The organism is Pseudonocardia lutea, assembly GCF_042658055.1.
GTDB classification, from domain to species: domain Bacteria; phylum Actinomycetota; class Actinomycetes; order Mycobacteriales; family Pseudonocardiaceae; genus Pseudonocardia; species Pseudonocardia lutea.
The window spans coordinates 1-19,049 of the sequence record NZ_JBHSQK010000102.1 but is presented as its reverse complement, the minus strand read 5'-3'; the positions used below and the strand labels follow the sequence as shown (position 1 = coordinate 19,049).

Below are 19,049 nucleotides of genomic sequence, written 5' to 3'. Positions count from 1 at the left end.
CCCTCAGGGCCGGTGGCGGGTCCAGACGGCGTGGGCGAGTGCCGGGCCCGCCACCGCCAGCCGGCGGCGCTGCGGGACCCTGACCCGCCGGTGCAGCACCTCGTAGCCCGCGGCGGCGATCTCGTCGAGGATGCCGCCGTAGAGGGTGAAGGCGCAGTGCACGCAGTCCCGGGACTCCCGCGCGAGCATCGCGATCCCCGGTTCGGCGCGCCGGTACACCGCGCGGGTGCGGGCGACCAGGTGGGCGAGGGCGCGCCGCACCCGCGGCTCGGTGGTCCGCCGGGTCCGGCACCAGACGAGGAGCTCGCGGTCCACGCCGAACGCGGCCAGCTCGTCGGCCGGGAGGTAGACGCGGCCGCGGTCGAGGTCCTCGCCGACGTCCCGCAGGAAGTTCGTCATCTGGAAGGCCACGCCGAGCGCGGCGGCGTGCGGCGCGGCCTCCGCGGGCGCCGCCGCGCCGAGGACCGGCAGCACCTGCAGCCCGATCACGGCCGCGGAGCCGTGGACGTAGGTGTCGAGCTCGGCGGTGGTCGCGTAGCCGGTGACGTGGGTGTCCATCCGCATGGACGTGAGGAACGGCGAGAACAGACGCTGGTCGATGCCGTACCGGCGCACGGTGTCGGCGACGGCCGTGACCACCGGCTGGGTGCCCGGGTCGTCGCCGGAGAAGGCGCTGACCAGGTCGACGCCGAGCTCGTCGAGCACCGCCTCGCGCTCCTCGGTGGAGGCACCGGCGCCGAGGTCGTCGACGATCTCGTCCGCGTGCCGGGCGAAGCCGTAGAGCGCATGGATCGCGGGCCTGCGGTCCGGGGTGAGCAGCCGGGTGGCGAGGAAGTACGTGCGGCCGTGCCGGGCGTTCAGCGCGCGGCACTCGGCATAGGCGCGGCGCAGCGCGGGATCGGTGATCCCCGCCGCGTCGAGCTCAGCGGCCGCCGACTGCGCGCGCACCGGGCTCGGGGAGCGGCTCGGCGGGGAGGGACGTGCGGGCGGGGACGGGCTTCGCACGGCGGAAGCCCAGCGGGTCCGGCCGCAGCAGCGAGCGGGCCGCGATCCAGGCCAGGACCGCGCAGACCGCGAGGTAGCCCCAGTTGTAGAGCGCGGCCTCGCCGCTCGGGTAGTACACGATCATCAGCCACAGCGAGCCGAAGACCAGCCATTGCAGGCCGCGGGCGCTCCACGGGACCATCGCCAGGATCGCCATGCCCCAGCTCAGGTACCAGGGCAGGGTGGCGGGGGAGAGCAGGGCGACGGCGAGCAGCGCGATGCCCGCGCGGCGCACGGCGTCGGGGCCGCCGCCGCGGGCCCGCCACCACTGCGTCGCGACGATCGCCACCAGGAGGATCGCACCGATCACCCGGGCGACGTTGATGAAGGGCTGCTTGGGCAGCGGCGCCACGCCGCCGAGGGCGGTGTGCACGAACTCGCCGAGTCCGGTGGGCAACGACAGCCAGTTGACGATCATCGACGGCGCGCTGAGCGCCGGCAGCCAGCCCAGGTCGACCCGTGCGGCGAGGCTGACGCCCGCGAACACCACGAGGAACACGGCCACGCTCGCCACACCGGCGCGCACCAGCCGCCGCGCGAACGTGCCCTCCAGCTGCGCGGCCCAGATCAGCACGAGGAAGGGCAGCGCGACGGCCGCGCTGGCCTTCGTCGCCATCGCCAGCGTGACGAGCGCGATGCCGAGGACGTGCCGGCCGCGCAGCATCGCCAGGCAGCCGACGGCCAGGAACCCGACGAGCAGCAGGTCGTTGTGCCCGCCGCCGACCAGGTGGATGACCATGACCGGGTTGGCGACGACGACCCACAGGGCCACCGCCGGCCGCCCGCCGAGGCGCCGGGTCAGCTCCGGCAGCGTCCAGATCAGCAGGACCAGGCCGACGCACATGATCAGTCGCATGCCGATCACGCCGAGCACCATGTTGGTGCCCGCCTGCACGGTCACCCAGGCCCACGCCTTCGCGATCAGGATGAACAGCGGGCCGTACGGCGCCGGGGTGTCCTGCCAGAAGTAGTGGACGTTGTCGGTGAACACGCCCGGCATCGCCTCCGGGCCGACCGCGTAGGGGTCGAACCCGAACACCGGCAGCGCGCCCTGCGCCAGGTAGCTGTAGACGTCCCGGGTGAACAGCGGCGGGGCCACCAGCAGCGGCAGCATCCACAGCACGGCGGTGGTGAGCACCGCCCGTCCGCCGATGCGGCGGGCGAGCACCTCGCGGCCCAGCTGCACCCACGCCCAGGCCATCAGCACCACGCCGACGTACATCAGCGCGGTGGCCAGCTCCTTGCCGTGGCCGAACCGCCAGAACCCGAACGGGCCGTTGGTGAGGATCGGGTCGTGGATCAGGGTACCCCCGCCGCCCACCCCGCCGACCAGCAGCACGACCGACGCCGCGAAGCCGAGCCAGAGCGGCTTGCGCGGGGGGTTCCCCAGGCGGGACCACACGCCGGGGGCGGGGCGCGGCGCCGCCGCACCGGCCGGGGGCGAGTCCCGCTCCCGGACGTCCGGGGCGAGGGCCGTGGCCGTGGGGACGTCGCTGGGCACCGGGGATCCCGCCGGGTCGGAGGACTCCGGTCCGGTCGCCGGTCGGGTGGGCTGCGCGGTCATCTCGGGGCCCATGCTCGCACGGGCGGCCTCCCGGTCCGCTTCGGACCCCGCCTGATCACGGCCCGGTCACGCCCCGGTCACGCGCGCGGCGGCCAGCTTCCCGGAGAGCACGACGGGCGGGATGCCGACCCCGGGCGTGGTCCCGCAGCCCGCCAGCACCACGTTGCCGAACCGTCGCGGCAGGTTCCGGCTGCGGAAGGGGCCGGTCTGCGCGAACGTGTGCGCGGCCGAGAACGGGGTGCCCGCGGCGAGCCCCTGGCGGGCCCAGTCCGCGGGCGTGACCAGGGTGGAGACCTCGACGTCGCCGGTCAGCCCGGTGATCCCGCGCTTCTCCAGCACGCCGAGCAGCTCGTCGCGGTACGCCGGGCCGACCCGGTCCCAGTCCAGCGGGCCCCGCTCGAGGTTCGGGCACGGCGCCAGCACGAAGAGCAGGTCGCGGTCCGCGGGGGCGAGCGCGGGATCGGTCGCGGTCGGCCGGGTGACCAGCAGCGACGGGTCGCTCATCGGCCGGCCCTCGTCGATGATCTCCGTGAAGGTCCGCTCCCACGCCGCCCCGAAGGAGATGGTGTGGTGCGCGAGCTCGTGCCGCGGGGTGGTCACCCCGAGGTGCGCGACGACCGCGCTCGGCGCCCACCGCACGCGCACCGGCCGCCGCGGTGCGCCGCCGAGCAGGCGGTGGGCGACCGGCAGGTCCGGGGTGAGGACGACGGCGTCGCAGGCCAGCCGCTCGGGGGCACCGCTCGACCCGGCCTCGACGTGCCGGACCGCGGTGACCCGCCCGTCCCGCCGTTCCAGCCCGGTGACCTCGCGGCCGGTCAGCAGCTCGGCCCCGGCGTCGACCGCCGCGGCGGCCAGCGCGGCGCCGACCTGCCGCATCCCGCCGCGCGGGAAGTACACGCCCGCGATGGTGTCCATGTACGCGATCACGCCGTAGGCGCCGAGCGCGCGGTCCGGGGCGACCCCGGCGTAGAGGGCCTGGAAGGAGAAGATCCGGCGCAGCCGCTCGTCGGGCAGGAACCGGGCGATCCGCGGGCCGAGCCGGCCGAACCCGCCGAGCGCGGCCAGCCGGACCAGGTCGGGCCCGAGCAGCGAGAGCGGCGAGTCGAAGTTCGCGCCGATGAAGGAGTCGATCTCGGCGCGGTAGAGGTCGGTCAGCCAGGCGCGCAGCCGGCGGTACCCGTCCGCGGACTCCGGGCCGCAGGTGGCGCGGACCTCGGCCGCCATCGCCTCGGCGTCCGTGTGCACGTCGATCGTGGTGCCGTCGGCGAACGTGGTGCGGTAGGCCGGGTCGAGCCGGACCAGGTCCAGCCGGTCCGCCAGCGAGTCGCCCACCGCGCCCAGCGCCTCGTCGAGCAGCTCCGGCATGGTCAGCACGGTGGGCCCGGTGTCGACCAGATAGGTCCCCGAGGGGCCCTCGAGGTCCAACCGGCCGGCGCGCCCGCCCGGGTGGGCGTCGCGCTCCACGACGGTGACCCGGCGGCCGGCGCCGAGGAGGTGCAGCGCCGCGCACAGGCCCGCGAGCCCGGCTCCGACGACCACGACGTGGTCGGTGGGCCCGTCCAGACGTCTCACCGGCGCGTCACCGGTGCCGGCGGGTGGCGCGCACGGCCAGCTCCTGCAGCGCCGTCGCCGCGGGCTCCGCGATGTCCGCGGCGGTGAGCGCGTCGAGCGCGGCCCCGGTCAGCGCGGCGATCCGCTGCTCGACGGCCTGCACGGCGCCGAGGTCGGTGAACAGGTCGCGCAGCCGCTCGACGGCCGCGGGGTCCAGGTCGGGGTCGCCCAGCGCGTCGGTGATCGCGTCGCGGGCGGGCCCCTCCGCGGCCCGCTCCAGGGCGAGCGCCACCAGCAGGGTGCGCTTGCCCTCGCGGAGGTCGTCGCCCGCCGGCTTGCCGGTGACCTCGGGGTCGCCGTACACCCCGAGCAGGTCGTCGCGCAGCTGGAAGGCCACGCCGATGTCCGCACCGAACCGCCGGTAGGCGGCGACGAGCCGCTCGGGTGCCCCGGCGAGGGCCGCGCCCAGGTGCAGCGGGCGCTCCACCGTGTAGGCCGCGGTCTTGAAGCGGTCGATGCGCAGCGCGGCGCCGGGGGAGGCGTCGCCGGTCGCCTGCGTGAGCACGTCCAGGTACTGCCCGCCGAGGACCTCGGTGCGCATGCCGCGCCACGGGTCGCGGCACCGCAGCAGGGTCTCCGCGTCGAGCCCGGAGTCGTGGTACATGTCGTCCGCCCAGGTCAGGGCGAGGTCGCCGAGCAGGATCGCGGCCGCCGCGCCGAAGCGGGCGGGCGGGCCGGACCAGTCGGCGTCGGCGTGCCGGCCGGCGAACTCGACGTGCACCGTCGGCCGGCCGCGCCGGGTGGCCGAGGCGTCCATCAGGTCGTCGTGCACCAGCGCGGAGGCCTGGATCAGCTCCAGCGCGCTGATCGCCCGGAGCACGGCGGGCGCTTGCGGGTCGGACGGGTCACCGCCCGCGCCCCGCCAGCCCCACCACGCGAAGGTCGGGCGGATCCGCTTGCCCCCGCTCAGGACGAACCGGACGAGCGAGTCGACGGCCTCGGCGAAGACCGGGCCGATGGCGGCGGCGTCCTCGCGGCGGCGCAGCAGGTACTCCTCCAGGGCCTGCTCCACCTCCGCCCGGAGCTCGGCGGCACCCTCGGGTTCGGGGGCCGGGCTCGGCAGGACGTTCGCGGGCGCGGAGGGATGGACCACCCGGCGAGGGTATCGGCGGGACGCACCTTGGGCGCGCCGACGCACGACCGTAGGCTGAACAGGTGACCACGCGAACCGCGCAGCCGCGCACCTCGGTGATCGACCGGATCGACACGGACCGCCCCGTCTTCTCGGTCGAGTTCTTCCCGCCCACGGACGAGCAGGGGGAGGCGGAGCTCTGGAAGGCGATCCGCCGCCTTGAGCCCCTCGATCCCGCGTTCGTGTCGGTCACCTACGGCGCCGGCGGCTCCAGCCGGGACCGGACGATCCGGACCACGGCCCGCATCGCCACGGACACCACGCTGGTCGCGATGGCCCACCTCACGGCCGTCTCGCACTCGGTCGAGGAGCTGCGGCACGTCATCGGCTCGTACGCGGCCGCCGGCATCCGCAACGTCCTCGCGGTGCGGGGCGACCCGCCCGGGGACCCGCTGGGCGAGTGGGTGGCGCACCCCGAGGGCCTCACCTACGCCGACGACCTGGTCCGGCTGGTCAAGCGGTCCGGCTCCTTCTGCGTGGGCGTCGCGGCCTTCCCGTACGGCCACCCGCGTTCCGTGGACCTCGACAGCGACCTGCAGCGGCTGCTGGCGAAGATCCGCGCCGGGGCGGACTTCGCGATCACCCAGCTGTTCTGGGAGCCGGACGGGTTCCTGCGGCTGCGGGACCGGCTGGCCGCGGCCGGCTGCGAGGTGCCGCTGCTGCCGGGGATCATGCCGCTGCTCAGCGTCAAGACGCTGCGCCGCGGGCCCGAGCTGTCCGGCGCGCCGCTGCCGCCCGGGCTGGCCGAGCGGCTGGAGCCCTACGCGGGCGACCCGGTCGCGTTCCGCGCCGCCGGGCTCGACCTCACCGAGGAGCTCTGCCGGAAGCTGCTCGGCGAGGGCGTGCGCGGGCTGCACTTCTACACGCTCAACCGCTCACTGGCCACGGCCGAGCTGGTCGAGCGGCTGGGGCTGGCGCGCCGGCCCGTCGCCTCCTGACCTCGTCCGAGCTCGCGCACTACCGGCGCACCGGCGGGTTGCGGGTGCGCCGGGCCAGCACGACCACGGCCGCGACGGCACCCAGCACGATCACCGCGAGGCCCGCGGTCCAGGCCGTGGCCGAGGGGGCCTGCGGGTCGTCGTAGGCCACCACGGCGTTGACGTCGCCGACCTCGCCGGGGGTGAAGGTCCAGCTCACCGTGCCCGCCTCGGAGTCGCCGTTGGTGTCCAGGACCTCGCCCGGGAAGCTGACCTTGAGCTGGAAGTCGGCGCGGTCCACGGGCACCGTGGTGAGGTCGGCGGCGCCCTCGAGCACGATCCGGTTGCCGGCCCGGCGCATCGTGAGGTGCGCGCGCTCGCCGGCCTGGCCCCCGGCGGCGGTGAGGTGTCCGACCTGGTCGAACGTCAGCCCGGAGAAGCGCAGCACGGACCCGGTGTAGCCGTCCTGCCGGTACTCCGACACGTCCACGTCGGACTCCAGGTCCGGCGGCACGGTGATCGCGGGCCCGGTGTCGTCCGGCCCCTTCTCGGGTGTGGCGATCACGATCTCGCCGGTCACGGTGTCGTCCGGCTGCACGGCGAGGGCCGCCCGGACCCGCGCGCACCCGCCGAGCAGCGCGACCGCGGTGGCCACGAGCAGGAGCACGGAGACGACGCGGCGGAACCGGGAGGGGCGCGCGGGGCGGCGTGGACCACGGTGCCGATCACGGTGTCGATCGCGGTGCCGATCACGGCGGGGGGCGGGCGGGGACTGCACGGCGGACATCGTGCCATCGCCCGGTGTCGGGACCGTGCACCGACGGGCCGGACTCACCCGCGGTCGGGCGGAGGCGGCAGCGGCAGGGTCCGGCCCAGCACGGCGAAGGGCCGGCTGTCGCCGGTGAAGCGGTGGTCGCGCAGCACGTCCTCGAAGCCGAGCCTGCGGTACAGCCGCCACGCCCGGCCGGGGGCGCGCGGCGCGTACTCCGGTGTGGACAGCAGGACCATCCGGTGCCGGACGCCGTCGAGCAGCGCGCGCAGCATGCCCTCGCCGAGCCGGGAGCCCTGTGCGTCGGGCCGGACGTGCAGCTCGGTGAGCTCGAAGTAGTCGTGCAGCCAGTCCGGCTGGGCGGGGTCGCGGGCGGCGCCGCGCGCGGCCAGCCCGCGGCGGACCTCCTCGAACCACCACTGCCCGGGGCCGCCCGAGTACCCGTAGGCGATCCCGATCAGGTGGCCGCCGGGGTCCATCCAGCCGGCGCACCGCCAGCCGGCGCGCCGCGTGTGCTCGAGCCAGAGGTTGCGCCGCTGGCGCGCGGTGCCGGGTGGGTAGCCCATGGCGGCGACGTAGACGTCGAGCGCCTCGCCGAGGTGGTCGGCCAGCTCGACCGACGACAGCGTGACCAGCCGCGGCCGGGCGGGCGCGGCGGTCATCGCCGGGGCTGCGGGCGCGGGCGGCTCATGCCGTCATCTCACCACGCGACGCAACCTCCGGCAGGCGCCGACGGCGGGAGCACCCGTCCGTCGCCCGGGACGTCCGGTTCCGTCGGTGGTCACCGGTAGGAGGAGGGCCGGCGGACACCGGTCTCTGCGGCGGACACCGGGCTCTGCGGGCGACGGCGGCCCGGGCGGGGAGGGGTCGCGGAGGGACCGCGCGGAGGGGTCGGGGAGGGGCCGGGCGGAGGGTCGCGGAGGGGCCGGGCGGAGGGTCGCGGAGGGGTCGGGCCGGCGGCCCGGGAGGGCCGAGCGGCGGCTCGCGGGGGCACCTCCACGGTGGTGCGGCACGACTTGACGCCCCGGGCCGGACACGCTTCACTGGGGAAGTCGAACACATGTTCGATCCAGGTCGACCCCGGGGGCGGGGTGGGGGAAGCACCCCTCCCTCGGGTCGGTCTGCGCTGTCCGTACCGACCCCCGCCGGGCCCGCACCGGCGCGGGCCGGTGCTCGTGTCCAGCCGGATCCCAGCCGGCCGGAAGGGGAGTGATCTCCGTGAGCACCTTCTCCCGGGTGTTCGGGCCCCGCGAGCCCGCACCGGTCCAGGTCCGCTGGCTCGGGGGCGAGCCGGTGGAGTTCGAACGCCGGCCCGCCCGCCGCGGGTCCCGGTACCTGGTCACGGACATCCGCGAGCGGTGGATCGAGGAATCGCCGTGGCCGTTCCCCTCTCCGATGCCGATCGGGGGCGACCAGATGCGTTGCTGGCGGGTGGAGGCCCGGTCGGCGGAGTCGCCGCAGGAGCCGGCCCGGGAGTTCGTGCTGCGGATGCGCGCCGGCCCCGGGGTCTGGGACCTCGTGCGCGTGCCCGAGGCCGGGTGAGCGCGGATGGACACGAGCCGAGGGTGCCGGCCGGCGGTGCGGCCGCCGGGCGCACGGGGCAGGACGCACGGGCCCGCAGTGGTGCCGGCGTGCAGGGCGAGCGTGAGGACCGGAGGAACGGGAATGACGATCACGACGAGCGAGCGGGCACCGGCCGCGCCCGTGTCCAGGGCGGCACTGGGCCTGCTGCGCCAGGCCGCAGAGTGTGTGGCGGACGGCTACCGCGCACCGGAGCCGCTGGTGCGCTACCCGGCCGCCTACCTCGCCGCGCTGCGGGCCGGCGCGGCCGTGCTGGCCGCGCGGGCGGTGCCGGAGCAGCGGCGCGGCCGGCCGCGCAGCGTGTGGCAGCTGCTCGGGGACATCGCACCGGAGCTGGGGGAGTGGGCGGCGTTCTTCGCGTCCTGTTCGGACACCCGGGCGGCCGCCGAGGCGGGCATCGCGCGGCTGGTGAGCCGGCGCGAGGCGGACGATCTGCTGCGGCAGGCCGAGCAGTTCGTGAAGATCGTGCGGGAGCTGCTCGTCGACCGGTGAGCGCGCGCCGCTGCGCGCGGTCTCCCGAGGTCGGGGTGGCTCGGCCCGGGTGGCTCGGCCCCGTTGTCAGGTGCGGGAGCGGGAGCGCAGCAGCCGGCCGAGGAGGGCGGTGAACACCGCCGCCACCTCGCGGGCGCCCGGGGTGTTCCAGGACTGGATCGGCAGGCAGGCGCCCTGCGCCTGCTGCACGGCCGAGCGGTCCGGCAGCACGCTGCCGAACACCAGGGGGCCGAAGAGCTCCCGCAGCTCCGCGATCCGGTAGTCGTGCTCGGCGTTCCGCGGGCGCACCCGGTTGACCAGCACGCCGAGCGGCTGCAGGTCCGGGTTGCCGCGCTCGCGCTCGGCCTGCACGGCGTCGAAGGCCCGCTGCACGCCGGAGACCGCGAACATCGTCGGGTCCGTCACGAGGACGGCCCGGTCCGCGGCGGCCAGGGCGCTGCGGGTGAGCTGGCCCAGCGACGGCGGGCAGTCGATGATGACGAGCTGGTAGGGCTCGCCGGGCTTCTCGTCCGTGCGGCCGAGGCTCGAGCCCAGGTCGGGGTCGTCGAGCCGGGAGAGGGCCCTTGCCAGCCGCTCGAGCTGCTTCGTGCTCGGGTCCGGGTGGTTGTGCCGCTCGTTCTGCTCCGACCCCACCAGCACGTCCAGCCCCTCGCCCCAGGCGCTCGTCGCGATGGCGCGGCGCAGCACGGAGCGGCTCGGCTCGTCCAGCACGTCGGCGACCGTGCCCGTCGTGGGCTCGACGTCCAGGGCGATGGTGGCGTTGGCCTGGGGGTCCAGGTCCACCAGGAGCGTGGGGATCCCGTGGTGCAGCGCGGCGCCGGCGAGACCGAGGGCGACGGTGGTCTTGCCGACCCCGCCCTTCAGGCTCAGCGTGGCGACGACCTGCACGGCGATCAACCTACCGTCTCGCCGCCCCGGCCCGTGCGGGCGCCACTAGGCTGCGCGTGTGAACGCGGCGGCAGGCGAGCGTCCCGGAACCGTGGACGGCGGGGCGGTCCGCCGTGTCCTCGACGCGGAGGTCGAGCGGGCGCGGGCCGCCCGGCCCGACGGCAGGCCCCGGGTGGTCGACGTCGGCGGCGGCAGCGGCTCGTGGGCCGTGCCCCTGGCCGCGGCGGGGTGCGCGGTGACCGTGGTCGACGTCAGCCCCAACGCGCTGGCCGCGCTCGAGCGCCGCGCGCGCGAGGCAGAGGTGCACGCGCTGGTCACGCCGGTGCAGGGCGACGCGGACCAGCTGCCGGAGGTCGTGGCCGACCTCATCGACTCGGGCGGCGCCGACCTCGTCCTCGGGCACGGGCTGCTCGAGGTGGTCGACGACCCGGCGCGGGCGGCGGCCTCCCTCGCGGCGGTCGCGGCGCCGGGCGCGGCGGTGTCGGTGCTGGCCAGCAGTCGGAACGCCGCCGTGCTCTGGCACGTCCTGGCCGGGCGCCTGGAGGAGGCGCGGGCCGTCCTCACCGACCCGGACGGGCGCTACGGCCCGGAGGACACCCTCCGCCGCCGGCTCGACGGGCCGACCGTCACCGCGCTGCTCGAGGGCACCCGCCGCCTGCGCGTCGAGCTCGTGCAGGGCGACGGGCTGCTCGAGGCCTGGCTGCCGCACGCCGTGCGGGACGGCGGCCCGACGGCCCTGCGCGGCGCCGCCGAGCTGGAGGATCTCGCCGCCGGGGTCCCGGCCCTGCGCGAGGTGGCGGCGCGACTGCACGTCCTGGCCCGGGCCCTCGCGCCCTGAGGACCCGTGACCGAGGGCGGCTGACCAGGAGCGAAGAGGTGACACGCATCACCTTCGGTCAGGTGTGGACGGCCGTTCGAAGATCGGTCCGTCCGGGTTGTGACCTCCGGGTAGTGGACCAGCGCTTTGCCTCGTATCCTCTTGGTCAGACGCCCATCCCGGGCGCTCGTTCCGCCACCCGCGCACCACGGTTGGCGGGGCATTCCGTGACCGTTGTGCCGGAGGACGTCATGCCCCTCTCCGAGCACGAGCAGCGCCTGCTCGAACAGATCGAGCGTGCTCTCTACGCCGAGGACCCCAAGTTCGCCTCGACCGTGCGCGGCTCCAAGCTGCGCAAACCGAGTCGGCGCCGGCGGCTCCAGGGCATCGCGCTCTTCGCGGTGGGCCTGGTGCTGCTCGTCGTCGGTGTGGCGGTCGCCCCGCTCCGCGACCTCGTCGGCGCGGTCCCCATCGTCAGCGTGGTCGGCTTCCTGGCCATGCTCGGCGGCACGATGCTGGCGCTCAGCGCCCGCGGCGCCGCCAAGTCCGGCGGCGCCTCCGGCGACAAGCAGGCCGAACCGGACAAGAACCGCTTCACCGGTCGCATGGAGGAGCGCTTCCGGCGCCGCTTCGAACAGGAGTGAGCCCCGACCCCGAGCTCGACCACGAGCGAGAGCCGCGCCCCCGACGGGTCGCGGCTCTTCTCGTTCGCGTGCCGGAGGGCGAGGTCCGTGAGGGCTCGCGCACGCGGGCCGGCGGCGTCCCCGAGCACGCTACGGCTCCCTGACGCTCGCTGCCCGCCTCCCTCAGCACGCTCTGGCTCCACAACGCGGTGACCACACCCCACCCGCTCACGCACTCGGGGTGGGGGTGGGAGTGCGCTCCTTCGCCGCCCAGGCCCCGATCGTCGTCAGCAGGGAGCGGGGGAGCAGGGTCCGCGCCCACGTCCGCCAGCCTCGCCGTCCGGAGCCGTCGAGCGCGGCCAGCACGGCGGTCACGGGCCCGGTGAGGGCACCTGCCGCCGGCGGCTCGTCGCCGTACCACTCCGCCTCGACCAGCCGCACGACCTCGCGCAGCTCCTCCCGCGTCGAGTCGTGTGCGGGCCCGTCGAGCTCGTGCGCCCCGACGATCGCCCGGGCGGTGCCGCGGACCGTGTCGCCGTCGGACACGGCCGAGCCCCGGTCCCGCGAGGTCGCGAGCAGTTCCTCCCACGCGGCCCGGCCGGCGCCCGGGCCACCCGCGGCGGCCGCGGCGAGCCGGCGCTTCCGCAGCACCCGGCGCGCGACGGCGGGGCCGGCCAGCAGCGCCACCACCAGCAGCACGACGAGCGGGACGAGGACCGGGACGCCCCCGCCCTCGTCGGCCGTCGTCGGCTCCGCCTGCGGCAGGTCGACGGGCGGCGGTTCCGGTGTGGGCTGCGGTGCCTCGGCCTGCACCTGCGGCTGCGGGACCTCCTGCTCCGGTGCGGCGGGCTGCTCGGCGCCCGGCGGCGCGTCCGCCACCGCCTCGAGCACGTACGGCGGGACGACGGTGCGGCCGTCCGTCAGCGGGGTCGGGTCGAAGGTCGTCCAGCCGTACCCGGGGAACCACGCCTCCACCCAGGCGTGCGCGTCCCGGGTGCTGACGCTGCGGTAGCCGTCGCCCTCGGTCCCGGCGGTGAACCCGACGGCCACCCGCGCCGGCACGCCCTGCGTCCGCAGCATCACGGCCATCGCCGAGGCGAACTGCTCGCAGTAGCCCGCGCGACCGACGGTGAGGAAGTCGACGAGGGCGTCGTCCCCGCTGCCCGCTGCCGTCTCGAGGCTGTACCGGAACTGCGACTGCGGCCCGGTGAAGTACTCGACGAGCGCGATCGCCCTGTCGAACGGGGTCGCGGCATCGCGGGTGACGTCGGCGGCGATCCGGGCGACGCGCGGGTCCACCCCGGTGGTGTCCCGGTACACCGGGTCCACCCGGGTCGAGCCGGCGGCGGCGCGCAGCTCCTCGGCCGACGGCGCGGGCAGGACGGCCGTCTCCTGCCAGGCCTCCTCCTCGCGCGGGCGCTGGGTGTAGGCGATCCCGCTGCTGCGGTCGTAGGCCCACCGGTCGGCGTCGACGCCGGTCACGGACTCGGGCTGCCCGTAGAGCGGGAGCCAGTAGTCCCGGAAGGCGACGTTCTGCACCGCGACCCGGACGCGCTCGCCGTCGGCCGGGTCCTCGGTCAGCGGCCCGGCGAGCGGGACGCCCGGGCGGGGCGTGGCGGCCTGCCAGCCGGAGTTGGCGCGGTAGTCGGAGAGGGTCAGCGCGCGCAGGTAGGTGGGCCGGGGCAGGCCCGTGGTACGGAACAGCTCGATCGGCTCGCTCTGGGTGAGCTGGCCGCGCAGCGAGGTGAACGGGTTGAGCCCGATCGCCCCGCCGTTGCCGCCGCCGGCCCCGCCGCTCACGAACCGCCCGGCCGTGCCCACCACGGTCGCCGCGCTGCCGAGCAGCAACCCGAGCACCCCGGCGACCGCGACGACGGCGATCCCGCCGGTCACCAGGGCGCTCCCGCGCCGGCCCGCGCCGTCGCGCGCGACGAGCAGGAGGCCGTACCCGGCGACGGCGCAGGCCACGGCCCACCACGGCAGCAGCGTCTCGGAGAGCGCCGCGGGCACCGCGACCAGGCACAGCAGCGGCACCCCGGCCGCGGCCGGTGCCCCCGCCGTCACCGAGGCCGCGTGCACGATCACGGCGAGGACGCCGAACGCGATGGTGATCAGGAACAGCATCCCGGGCGCCGGGACGACGGGCGCGACCCCGGAGTCGATCTGCGCGGCGGCCTCGGCGACGTGGTCGCCGAAGGCGCCGAACGCCGCCGGGCCGGGCAGGAACCCGGCCACCGCGCCGTCGCCGAACAGGCCGGTGAGCAGCAGGAGCACGCCGACGAGCTGGCCGAGCGCGACGGCCGGCCCGGGCAGTCGCTGCAGCGCCACCCCGAGCGCGGCCACGACCCCCACCGCGAGGGCGGCGTCGGCGAACCAGGTCCCGCCCTGCACCACCGCGACCAGGCAGGTGCCGGCGAGCAGGACGGCGAGGCCGGCGGCCACCGCCGCCACCCAGCGGACGCGGGGGCGGTCGGGCGGGGGAGCGGTGGCCGGCGGGGCCGGGCGGACCGCGGTCGGGGCGCTCATCGCCGGCCCTCCCGCAGGACCGACCGGGCCGCACGGCGGTGCGCGCTCACCGCGCACCTCCCGTGCCCACGGGGCTGCCGGCGACCAGCGCCGCCCACGCCTGCTCCGGGGTGTGCTCCGCGGTCGCGACGGTGACGTGCCAGCCCGCGCGGCGGAGCACCTCGGCCGCGGCGGCCGGATCGGCCGCCCGTTCCCCGGTGTCCTCCCAGGTCGCGGCGTCGAGCAGCACCGCGTACCCGCCGCCGGGGTGCCGGCCGGCCAGCTGCCCGGCCTGCTCGGGCGTGCACGCCCCCAGCACGGCGACGACGTCCCGGCCGGCCGCGGTGGACGGGCCGGACAGGTCGGGGCGGGCGGCGGGGCGCAGCACGGCCAGCCCGTCGAGCAGCGGGTCGAGGCCCTCGGTCGCCGCGACCGGCGCGCCGTCCTCGGTCACCACCTCGACCGGCTCGCCCCGGCGCAGCAGGTGCGCGCCGATGCTGGCCGCCAGCGTGACCGCGAACTCGAGGCTGGCCCCGGCGCCGTGGCCGCGGTGGGCCGCGTCGCGCCGGTCCAGCAGCACCGTGACGCCGGCGTGCCACGGCCGTTCCTCGAGGCGGACCATCAGCTCGTCGTGCCGGGCGGTGCTCTTCCAGTGCACCCGGCGCAGCTCGTCGCCCTGCCGGTAGCTGCGCACCATCACGTCCGGGCTGCCCTGACCCTGCTGGGCCGCGGCCCCGGGGAGGCCCTCGCCGCTGCCCAGCGCCCGCGGCGCCCCGTGCAGCCCGACGACCCGCGGCACGATCAGCAGCCGGTCCGGTCCGAGCATCTCGCGCGTGAACTCGGCCAGCCCCAGCGCACCGACGGCCCGAGCGGTCAGCGGGCCGACCCGGTGCGCCCCGCGGAGCACGGGCCGCAGGGGATAGGTGACGCGGGCACCGCGGCCGCCGATCCGGTGCACGGTGAACCGCGGCGGCGTCGAGGGCACGGGGCCGGCCGCGTCGGGCACGGTGTCGGCGAGGCGCAGGGCACCGAGCACCGGCCCGCCCCGCAGCTCCAGCGCCACCTCGACGGGCGTGCCGACGGCGGTGCGCCCCGGGAGCAGGGTGCGGGCGGCACGAACCGCGCGGCGGGTGCGCACGGCCAGCAGCAGCGAGACCAGCGGCAGCAGGCACACCACCAGCCCGACCCGCAGCAGGTCGCGCTCGTCGAGGACCACGGCGCACAGCGCGGTCGCGACGCCGCCGGCCAGGAGGCTGCGCCCCCGGACCGTCAACCCGGAGGTGCGGGCCACGGACCGACCCACGGACCGGCGCGGGGTCACGCCCGCGAGGGGGCCCGCACCGGGAGGCGCGACAGCAACCCGCGGACGACGTCGGCGGCGGTGACCCGCGACGCGCCCGCCTCGGGCGCGACGGTCAGCCGGTGGGCGAGGACGGGGACGGCGACGGCCTGCACGTCGTCCGGGACGACGTAGCCGCGGCCGGCGAGCGCGGCCTGTGCCCGCGCCGCCCGCACGAGGTGCAGGGTGGCGCGGGGGGAGGCGCCGAGCCGCAGCTCGGGCTGCCGGCGGGTGGCGCCGACCAGGTCGACGCAGTACTGCCGGACCTCGGCGCCGACCCGGACCCGGCGCACCGCCTCGATCACCGAGCGGACGGCGCGGGCGTCGGCCACCGGGCGCAGGGTGTCGAGGGGGTCCGCGCCGGCGTGCTCGTCGATCATCGCCAGCTCCGCGGCCGGATCCGGGTAGCCCACGCTGATCCGCGCGGTGAAGCGGTCCCGCTGCGCCTCGGGCAGCGGGTAGGTGCCGTCCATCTCCACCGGGTTCTGGGTGGCGACGACCAGGAAGGGGCTGGCCAGCCCGTAGGTGCCGCCGTCGACGGTCACCTGGTGCTCGGCCATGCACTCCAGCAACGCCGACTGCGTCTTCGGCGAGGCGCGGTTGATCTCGTCCGCGATCACGACGTTGGCGAACACCGGGCCCGGGCGGAACTCGAACTCGCCGGTCTGCCGGTTGTAGACGGACATGCCGGTGATGTCGCCGGGCAGCAGGTCCGGGGTGAACTGCACCCGGCTGACCGAGCAGTCGAGCGAGCGGGCCAGCGCCTTCGCCAGCGACGTCTTGCCGACCCCCGGCACGTCCTCCACCAGCAGGTGACCCTCGGCGAGGAGGGTGACCAGGGCGAGCCGGACGACCTCCGGCTTGCCCACGATGATCCGCTGCACGTTCTGCGCGATGCGGGCGGTGAGGTCGGCGACGGCACCCAGCGGCGGGGGCTCGGGGGTACCCTCACCGGTCACCGGCGGGCCCGGACGGCTGCTGGTGGTCAACCCTGCTCCTGTGTCGTGGGCGTCCGCGGACGGGGCGGACACGGGGAACTGCGGAAAGTCTGCTCCCCAGTCTGTCAAACGGGTGCGAGGCGCGTCCCCCGGACGTGTCACGGGCACGTCGGGCGCGGCGTCCGTCCGGGGTCCCGCCCCGGTCCCCACCCGCCCCCACCGCAGGCCCCCACCGTTCCCCACCCCTCGCCCCGCGGTTCCCCACCTCCGGGTCGTCGAAGCTCTGACCTGCGGTTCTGTTCCGGAGGTCCCGGTGGGGCGCGGGCACCCGATCCGGGGAAAGTCGATCGCCCCCCACCGCGCCCCACGTCATCCGACCTGCAGAAACGCCAAACGGAGGCCCCGGCAGGGGTCTGTTCGAGTTGACGGTGGGGGGAAGTGGGGTAATGTGGCGGCCGTTGGAGCGAGACGGGGCTCCGAGAAGAGGTGGGGCGGGTGTTCCTCGGCACCTACACCCCACGGTTGGACGACAAGGGGCGGCTCACGCTGCCGGCGAAGTTCCGGGACGAACTGCGGGGCGGGTGCATGGTCACGAAAGGGCAGGACCACTGCCTCTACGTGTTCACCCGCGAGGCCTTCACGGAGATGGCCACCAAGGTCGCCTCGGCGCCGCTGACCAGCGAGTCGGCCCGTGCCTTCCAGCGGAGTCTCTTCTCGGGCACCGACGAGCAGAACCCCGACGGACAGGGCCGGATCGCGATCGCCCCGGAGCTGCGCCGGTACGCGGGACTGACCAAGGAGTGCGTGGTGATCGGCGCGTTCACGCGCGTCGAGATCTGGGACGCGCAGTCCTGGCAGGAGTACCAGGAGCGGCACGAGGAGGACTACGCCAAGGCGCAGGAGGAGGTACTGCCCGGACTGATCTGAGCCCGCTTCCCGGGCGCGGACCGGTCCACGTTCTTCGACACGCGACACCGTCGCCGTCCCGACCCGGACGCCGTGAAGGGCCCTCCCGGCCCGACGGCCCTGGCGCACCTTCCCCGGTGCCAGGTCCGTCGGAGCGGGGCGGCCGCACGGCGTCCAGGTGGGGACGGCGGCGAGACACAGCGGTACCACACCCGCCAGGCTGGGGAGCTGGAGCGGGACGGCAGCGGCTCGGGACGCCGGCGGGTCCCGGGCCGCTGTGCATGCAGGGCGGTCTCGTGTGCGGGCGCGGGACCCGGGGGCGCGGCGGGAGGTGACCAGGTGTCCACCACGGAGGACGAACCGGGTCCGCACTCCCACGTGCCGGTCATGCTGCCGCGCGTGCTCGAGCTGTTCGCGCCGGCCCTCCGGGACCGGCCGGCGGTGCTGGTGGACGCCACCCTGGGCCTCGGCGGCCATTCGGCGGCGTTGCTGGCGGCGCACCCGCGGCTGACCCTGGTCGGCCTCGACCGGGACCCGCAGGCGCTCGAGCTGGCCGGGCGGCGGCTGACCGCCCACTCCGACCGGACGCACCTGGTGCACGCCGTGTACGACCGGATCGCCGACGTGCTCGCGGAGCTGGGGCTTCCGCGCGTCGACGGGGTCCTGTTCGACCTCGGGGTGTCCTCGTTGCAGCTCGACGCCGCCGAGCGCGGCTTCTCCTACGCCCGCGACGCCGACCTCGACATGCGGATGGACCCCACCACCGGGCTCACCGCGGCCGAGGTGCTCAACACCTACCCGGTGCCCGAACTGACCCGGATCCTCCGGGAGTACGGGGAGGAACGGTTCGCCGGGCGCATCGCCTCCGCCGTGGGGCGCCGCCGGCAGCAGGCGCCGTTCACCCGCAGCGCCGAGCTGGTGGAGCTGCTCTACGACGCCGTGCCCGCCGCGTCCCGGCGGACCGGGGGGCACCCGGCCAAGCGCACGTTCCAGGCGCTGCGGATCGAGGTCAACCGCGAGCTCGAGGCCCTGCGGACGGCGCTGCCGGCCGCGCTCGACTCGCTGGCGGTGGGCGGGCGGATCGTCGTGCTCGCCTACCACTCGCTGGAGGACCGGTTGGTCAAGCGGGAGCTCACCGCCCGCGCGACCTCCCGGACCCCGGTGGACCTGCCGGTCGAGCTGCCGGGCCACGGCCCGGAGCTGCGGCTGCTGACCCGTGGGGCCGAGGTCGCCACGGACGACGAGATCGAGGACAACCCGCGCGCCGCCTCCGTGCGGTGCCGGGCCGCCGAACGCATCCGGGAGGTCGCAGCATGATCCGCAGCTACTCGGAGGGCGTCATCGGGGGTGCGGCGTGAGTGCGCCGGTCGCGGACCGGACGCGCACCCGTCGTCCCTCGGTGTCGGTCGACTGGGAGCGGACCGGGTCGACCCGGGAGGCCCCGGCCCGGCGGATCCCGGCCCAGCGGGGGAGCGTCACCGTCCCCGCGCAGCGCCGCGGGTCCGGGGCGGCGAAGGCCGCGTACGCCCGGCGCGACCAGCGGACCCGGCGGCTGGGCGGTACGCCCCGCGCCGGGCAGAGGACCACCACCGGCGGGCGCGCGCAGTTCGTCCTGCTGATCATGGCGCTGCTGGCGACCGCCCTGGTGCTCACGCTGTGGCTGTCCACGGCCGCCGCGGCGGACTCCTACACCCTGCAGGACGCCCGGACGGCGGCCCGCGACCTCACCGAGCGGAGCGAGCGGCTGCACCGCGAGGTGGCGGCGATGGAGTCGGCGCCCGCGCTGGCGCAGCGGGCCGCCGAGCTGGGCATGGTCCCGGTGCAGGACCCGGCCCGGCTCGTCGTGGCGCCGGACGGGGCGGTCACCGTCGTCGGGGAGCCGTCCGCGGCCACCCGGCCCGCGACGCCCGCCCCGGCGGCGCC

Annotated in this window: 18 protein-coding genes; 8 read left to right on the top strand and 10 right to left on the bottom strand. The window is 76.5% G+C overall.

Translation table 11 applies throughout. From position 1 onward, the window contains the following. Nucleotides 1–3 precede the first annotated feature (3 nt). The 4 genes from ACFQH9_RS29150 to ACFQH9_RS29135 form a co-directional block, all read right to left on the bottom strand. Nucleotides 4–948: a phytoene/squalene synthase family protein gene (locus ACFQH9_RS29150; RefSeq protein WP_379571137.1), complete on the bottom strand. Its 945-nt coding sequence runs from the start codon at nucleotides 946–948 to the stop codon at nucleotides 4–6. After that, on the bottom strand, nucleotides 923–2,545 hold the full coding sequence (gene mptB / locus ACFQH9_RS29145; RefSeq protein ID WP_379571135.1) for a polyprenol phosphomannose-dependent alpha 1,6 mannosyltransferase MptB: 1,623 nt from the start codon (nucleotides 2,543–2,545) through the stop codon (nucleotides 923–925). The genes ACFQH9_RS29150 and mptB overlap by 26 nt, the downstream gene beginning before the upstream one ends. 129 nt (nucleotides 2,546–2,674) lie before the next feature. Further along, on the bottom strand, nucleotides 2,675–4,180 hold the full coding sequence (gene crtI / locus ACFQH9_RS29140; RefSeq protein WP_379571133.1) for a phytoene desaturase family protein: 1,506 nt from the start codon (nucleotides 4,178–4,180) through the stop codon (nucleotides 2,675–2,677). 7 nt (nucleotides 4,181–4,187) lie between these two features. Then, on the bottom strand, nucleotides 4,188–5,282 hold the full coding sequence (locus tag ACFQH9_RS29135) for a polyprenyl synthetase family protein (RefSeq protein ID WP_379571246.1): 1,095 nt from the start codon (nucleotides 5,280–5,282) through the stop codon (nucleotides 4,188–4,190). A gap of 92 nt (nucleotides 5,283–5,374) precedes the next feature. On the opposite strand from ACFQH9_RS29135, the gene ACFQH9_RS29130 reads away from it, so the two are divergent. Next, nucleotides 5,375–6,289, top strand: coding sequence for a methylenetetrahydrofolate reductase (locus ACFQH9_RS29130; RefSeq protein ID WP_379571131.1), 915 nt, complete (start codon nucleotides 5,375–5,377; stop codon nucleotides 6,287–6,289). 19 nt (nucleotides 6,290–6,308) lie between these two features. Here ACFQH9_RS29130 and ACFQH9_RS29125 read toward each other — a convergent pair whose 3' ends face one another. Together ACFQH9_RS29125 and ACFQH9_RS29120 are read right to left on the bottom strand one after the other, a co-directional pair. Continuing rightward, nucleotides 6,309–6,935, bottom strand: a complete 627-nt coding sequence (locus ACFQH9_RS29125) for an LppM family (lipo)protein (protein WP_379571129.1) — start codon at nucleotides 6,933–6,935, stop codon at nucleotides 6,309–6,311. A 164-nt stretch (nucleotides 6,936–7,099) separates the two neighbouring features. After that, entirely contained in the window at nucleotides 7,100–7,699 is a 600-nt protein-coding gene (locus tag ACFQH9_RS29120) for a GNAT family N-acetyltransferase (protein ID WP_379571127.1), read from the bottom strand. Between the two features lie 556 nt (nucleotides 7,700–8,255). Here ACFQH9_RS29120 and ACFQH9_RS29115 point away from each other — a divergent pair. Further along, on the top strand, nucleotides 8,256–8,579 hold the full coding sequence (locus ACFQH9_RS29115; RefSeq protein ID WP_379571125.1) for a hypothetical protein: 324 nt from the start codon (nucleotides 8,256–8,258) through the stop codon (nucleotides 8,577–8,579). 123 nt (nucleotides 8,580–8,702) lie between these two features. Beyond that, nucleotides 8,703–9,110: an SAV_6107 family HEPN domain-containing protein gene (locus ACFQH9_RS29110; RefSeq protein WP_379571123.1), complete on the top strand. Its 408-nt coding sequence runs from the start codon at nucleotides 8,703–8,705 to the stop codon at nucleotides 9,108–9,110. A 66-nt stretch (nucleotides 9,111–9,176) separates the two neighbouring features. Here the strand turns inward: ACFQH9_RS29110 and ACFQH9_RS29105 are convergent, their stop codons facing one another. Beyond that, nucleotides 9,177–9,998 carry a ParA family protein gene (locus ACFQH9_RS29105; protein ID WP_379571121.1) on the bottom strand — a complete coding sequence of 274 codons (822 nt, stop codon included), beginning with the start codon at nucleotides 9,996–9,998 and terminating at the stop codon, nucleotides 9,177–9,179. A gap of 58 nt (nucleotides 9,999–10,056) precedes the next feature. Between ACFQH9_RS29105 and ACFQH9_RS29100 the strand changes: the two genes are divergently transcribed. Together ACFQH9_RS29100 and ACFQH9_RS29095 are read left to right on the top strand one after the other, a co-directional pair. Further along, entirely contained in the window at nucleotides 10,057–10,836 is a 780-nt protein-coding gene (locus ACFQH9_RS29100; RefSeq protein ID WP_379571119.1) for a class I SAM-dependent methyltransferase, read from the top strand. Between the two features lie 230 nt (nucleotides 10,837–11,066). After that, nucleotides 11,067–11,459: a DUF3040 domain-containing protein gene (locus ACFQH9_RS29095; RefSeq protein ID WP_379571117.1), complete on the top strand. Its 393-nt coding sequence runs from the start codon at nucleotides 11,067–11,069 to the stop codon at nucleotides 11,457–11,459. Nucleotides 11,460–11,666: 207 nt separating this feature from the next. Here ACFQH9_RS29095 and ACFQH9_RS29090 read toward each other — a convergent pair whose 3' ends face one another. From ACFQH9_RS29090 to ACFQH9_RS29080, 3 genes are read right to left on the bottom strand one after another with little or no spacing between them, the layout of a single operon-like run. After that, nucleotides 11,667–13,964, bottom strand: a complete 2,298-nt coding sequence (locus tag ACFQH9_RS29090) for a transglutaminaseTgpA domain-containing protein (protein WP_379571115.1) — start codon at nucleotides 13,962–13,964, stop codon at nucleotides 11,667–11,669. 46 nt (nucleotides 13,965–14,010) lie between these two features. Then, entirely contained in the window at nucleotides 14,011–15,234 is a 1,224-nt protein-coding gene (locus ACFQH9_RS29085) for a DUF58 domain-containing protein (protein ID WP_379571113.1), read from the bottom strand. 26 nt (nucleotides 15,235–15,260) lie between these two features. Beyond that, nucleotides 15,261–16,241, bottom strand: coding sequence for an AAA family ATPase (locus tag ACFQH9_RS29080; RefSeq protein ID WP_379571244.1), 981 nt, complete (start codon nucleotides 16,239–16,241; stop codon nucleotides 15,261–15,263). A gap of 474 nt (nucleotides 16,242–16,715) precedes the next feature. Here ACFQH9_RS29080 and mraZ point away from each other — a divergent pair, with 474 nt between their 5' ends. The 3 genes from mraZ to ftsL form a co-directional block, all read left to right on the top strand. Beyond that, nucleotides 16,716–17,147 carry a division/cell wall cluster transcriptional repressor MraZ gene (gene mraZ, locus ACFQH9_RS29075; protein ID WP_345379203.1) on the top strand — a complete coding sequence of 144 codons (432 nt, stop codon included), beginning with the start codon at nucleotides 16,716–16,718 and terminating at the stop codon, nucleotides 17,145–17,147. A 318-nt stretch (nucleotides 17,148–17,465) separates the two neighbouring features. After that, on the top strand, nucleotides 17,466–18,443 hold the full coding sequence (gene rsmH, locus ACFQH9_RS29070; protein ID WP_379571111.1) for a 16S rRNA (cytosine(1402)-N(4))-methyltransferase RsmH: 978 nt from the start codon (nucleotides 17,466–17,468) through the stop codon (nucleotides 18,441–18,443). Nucleotides 18,444–18,480: 37 nt separating this feature from the next. Then, the coding region (ftsL, locus tag ACFQH9_RS29065) for a cell division protein FtsL (RefSeq protein ID WP_379571109.1) at nucleotides 18,481–19,049 on the top strand (569 nt) is incomplete at its 3' end.

Excerpts from the sequence above, each read along its gene's own strand:
- ACFQH9_RS29095 (WP_379571117.1), top strand. The coding sequence starts at position 11,067 with ATGCCCCTCTCCGAGCACGAGCAGCGCCTGCTCGAACAGATCGAGCGT.
- ACFQH9_RS29090 (WP_379571115.1), bottom strand. The coding sequence starts at position 13,964 with ATGAGCGCCCCGACCGCGGTCCGCCCGGCCCCGCCGGCCACCGCTCCC.
- ACFQH9_RS29120 (WP_379571127.1), bottom strand. The coding sequence starts at position 7,699 with ATGACCGCCGCGCCCGCCCGGCCGCGGCTGGTCACGCTGTCGTCGGTC.
- ACFQH9_RS29110 (WP_379571123.1), top strand. The coding sequence starts at position 8,703 with ATGACGATCACGACGAGCGAGCGGGCACCGGCCGCGCCCGTGTCCAGG.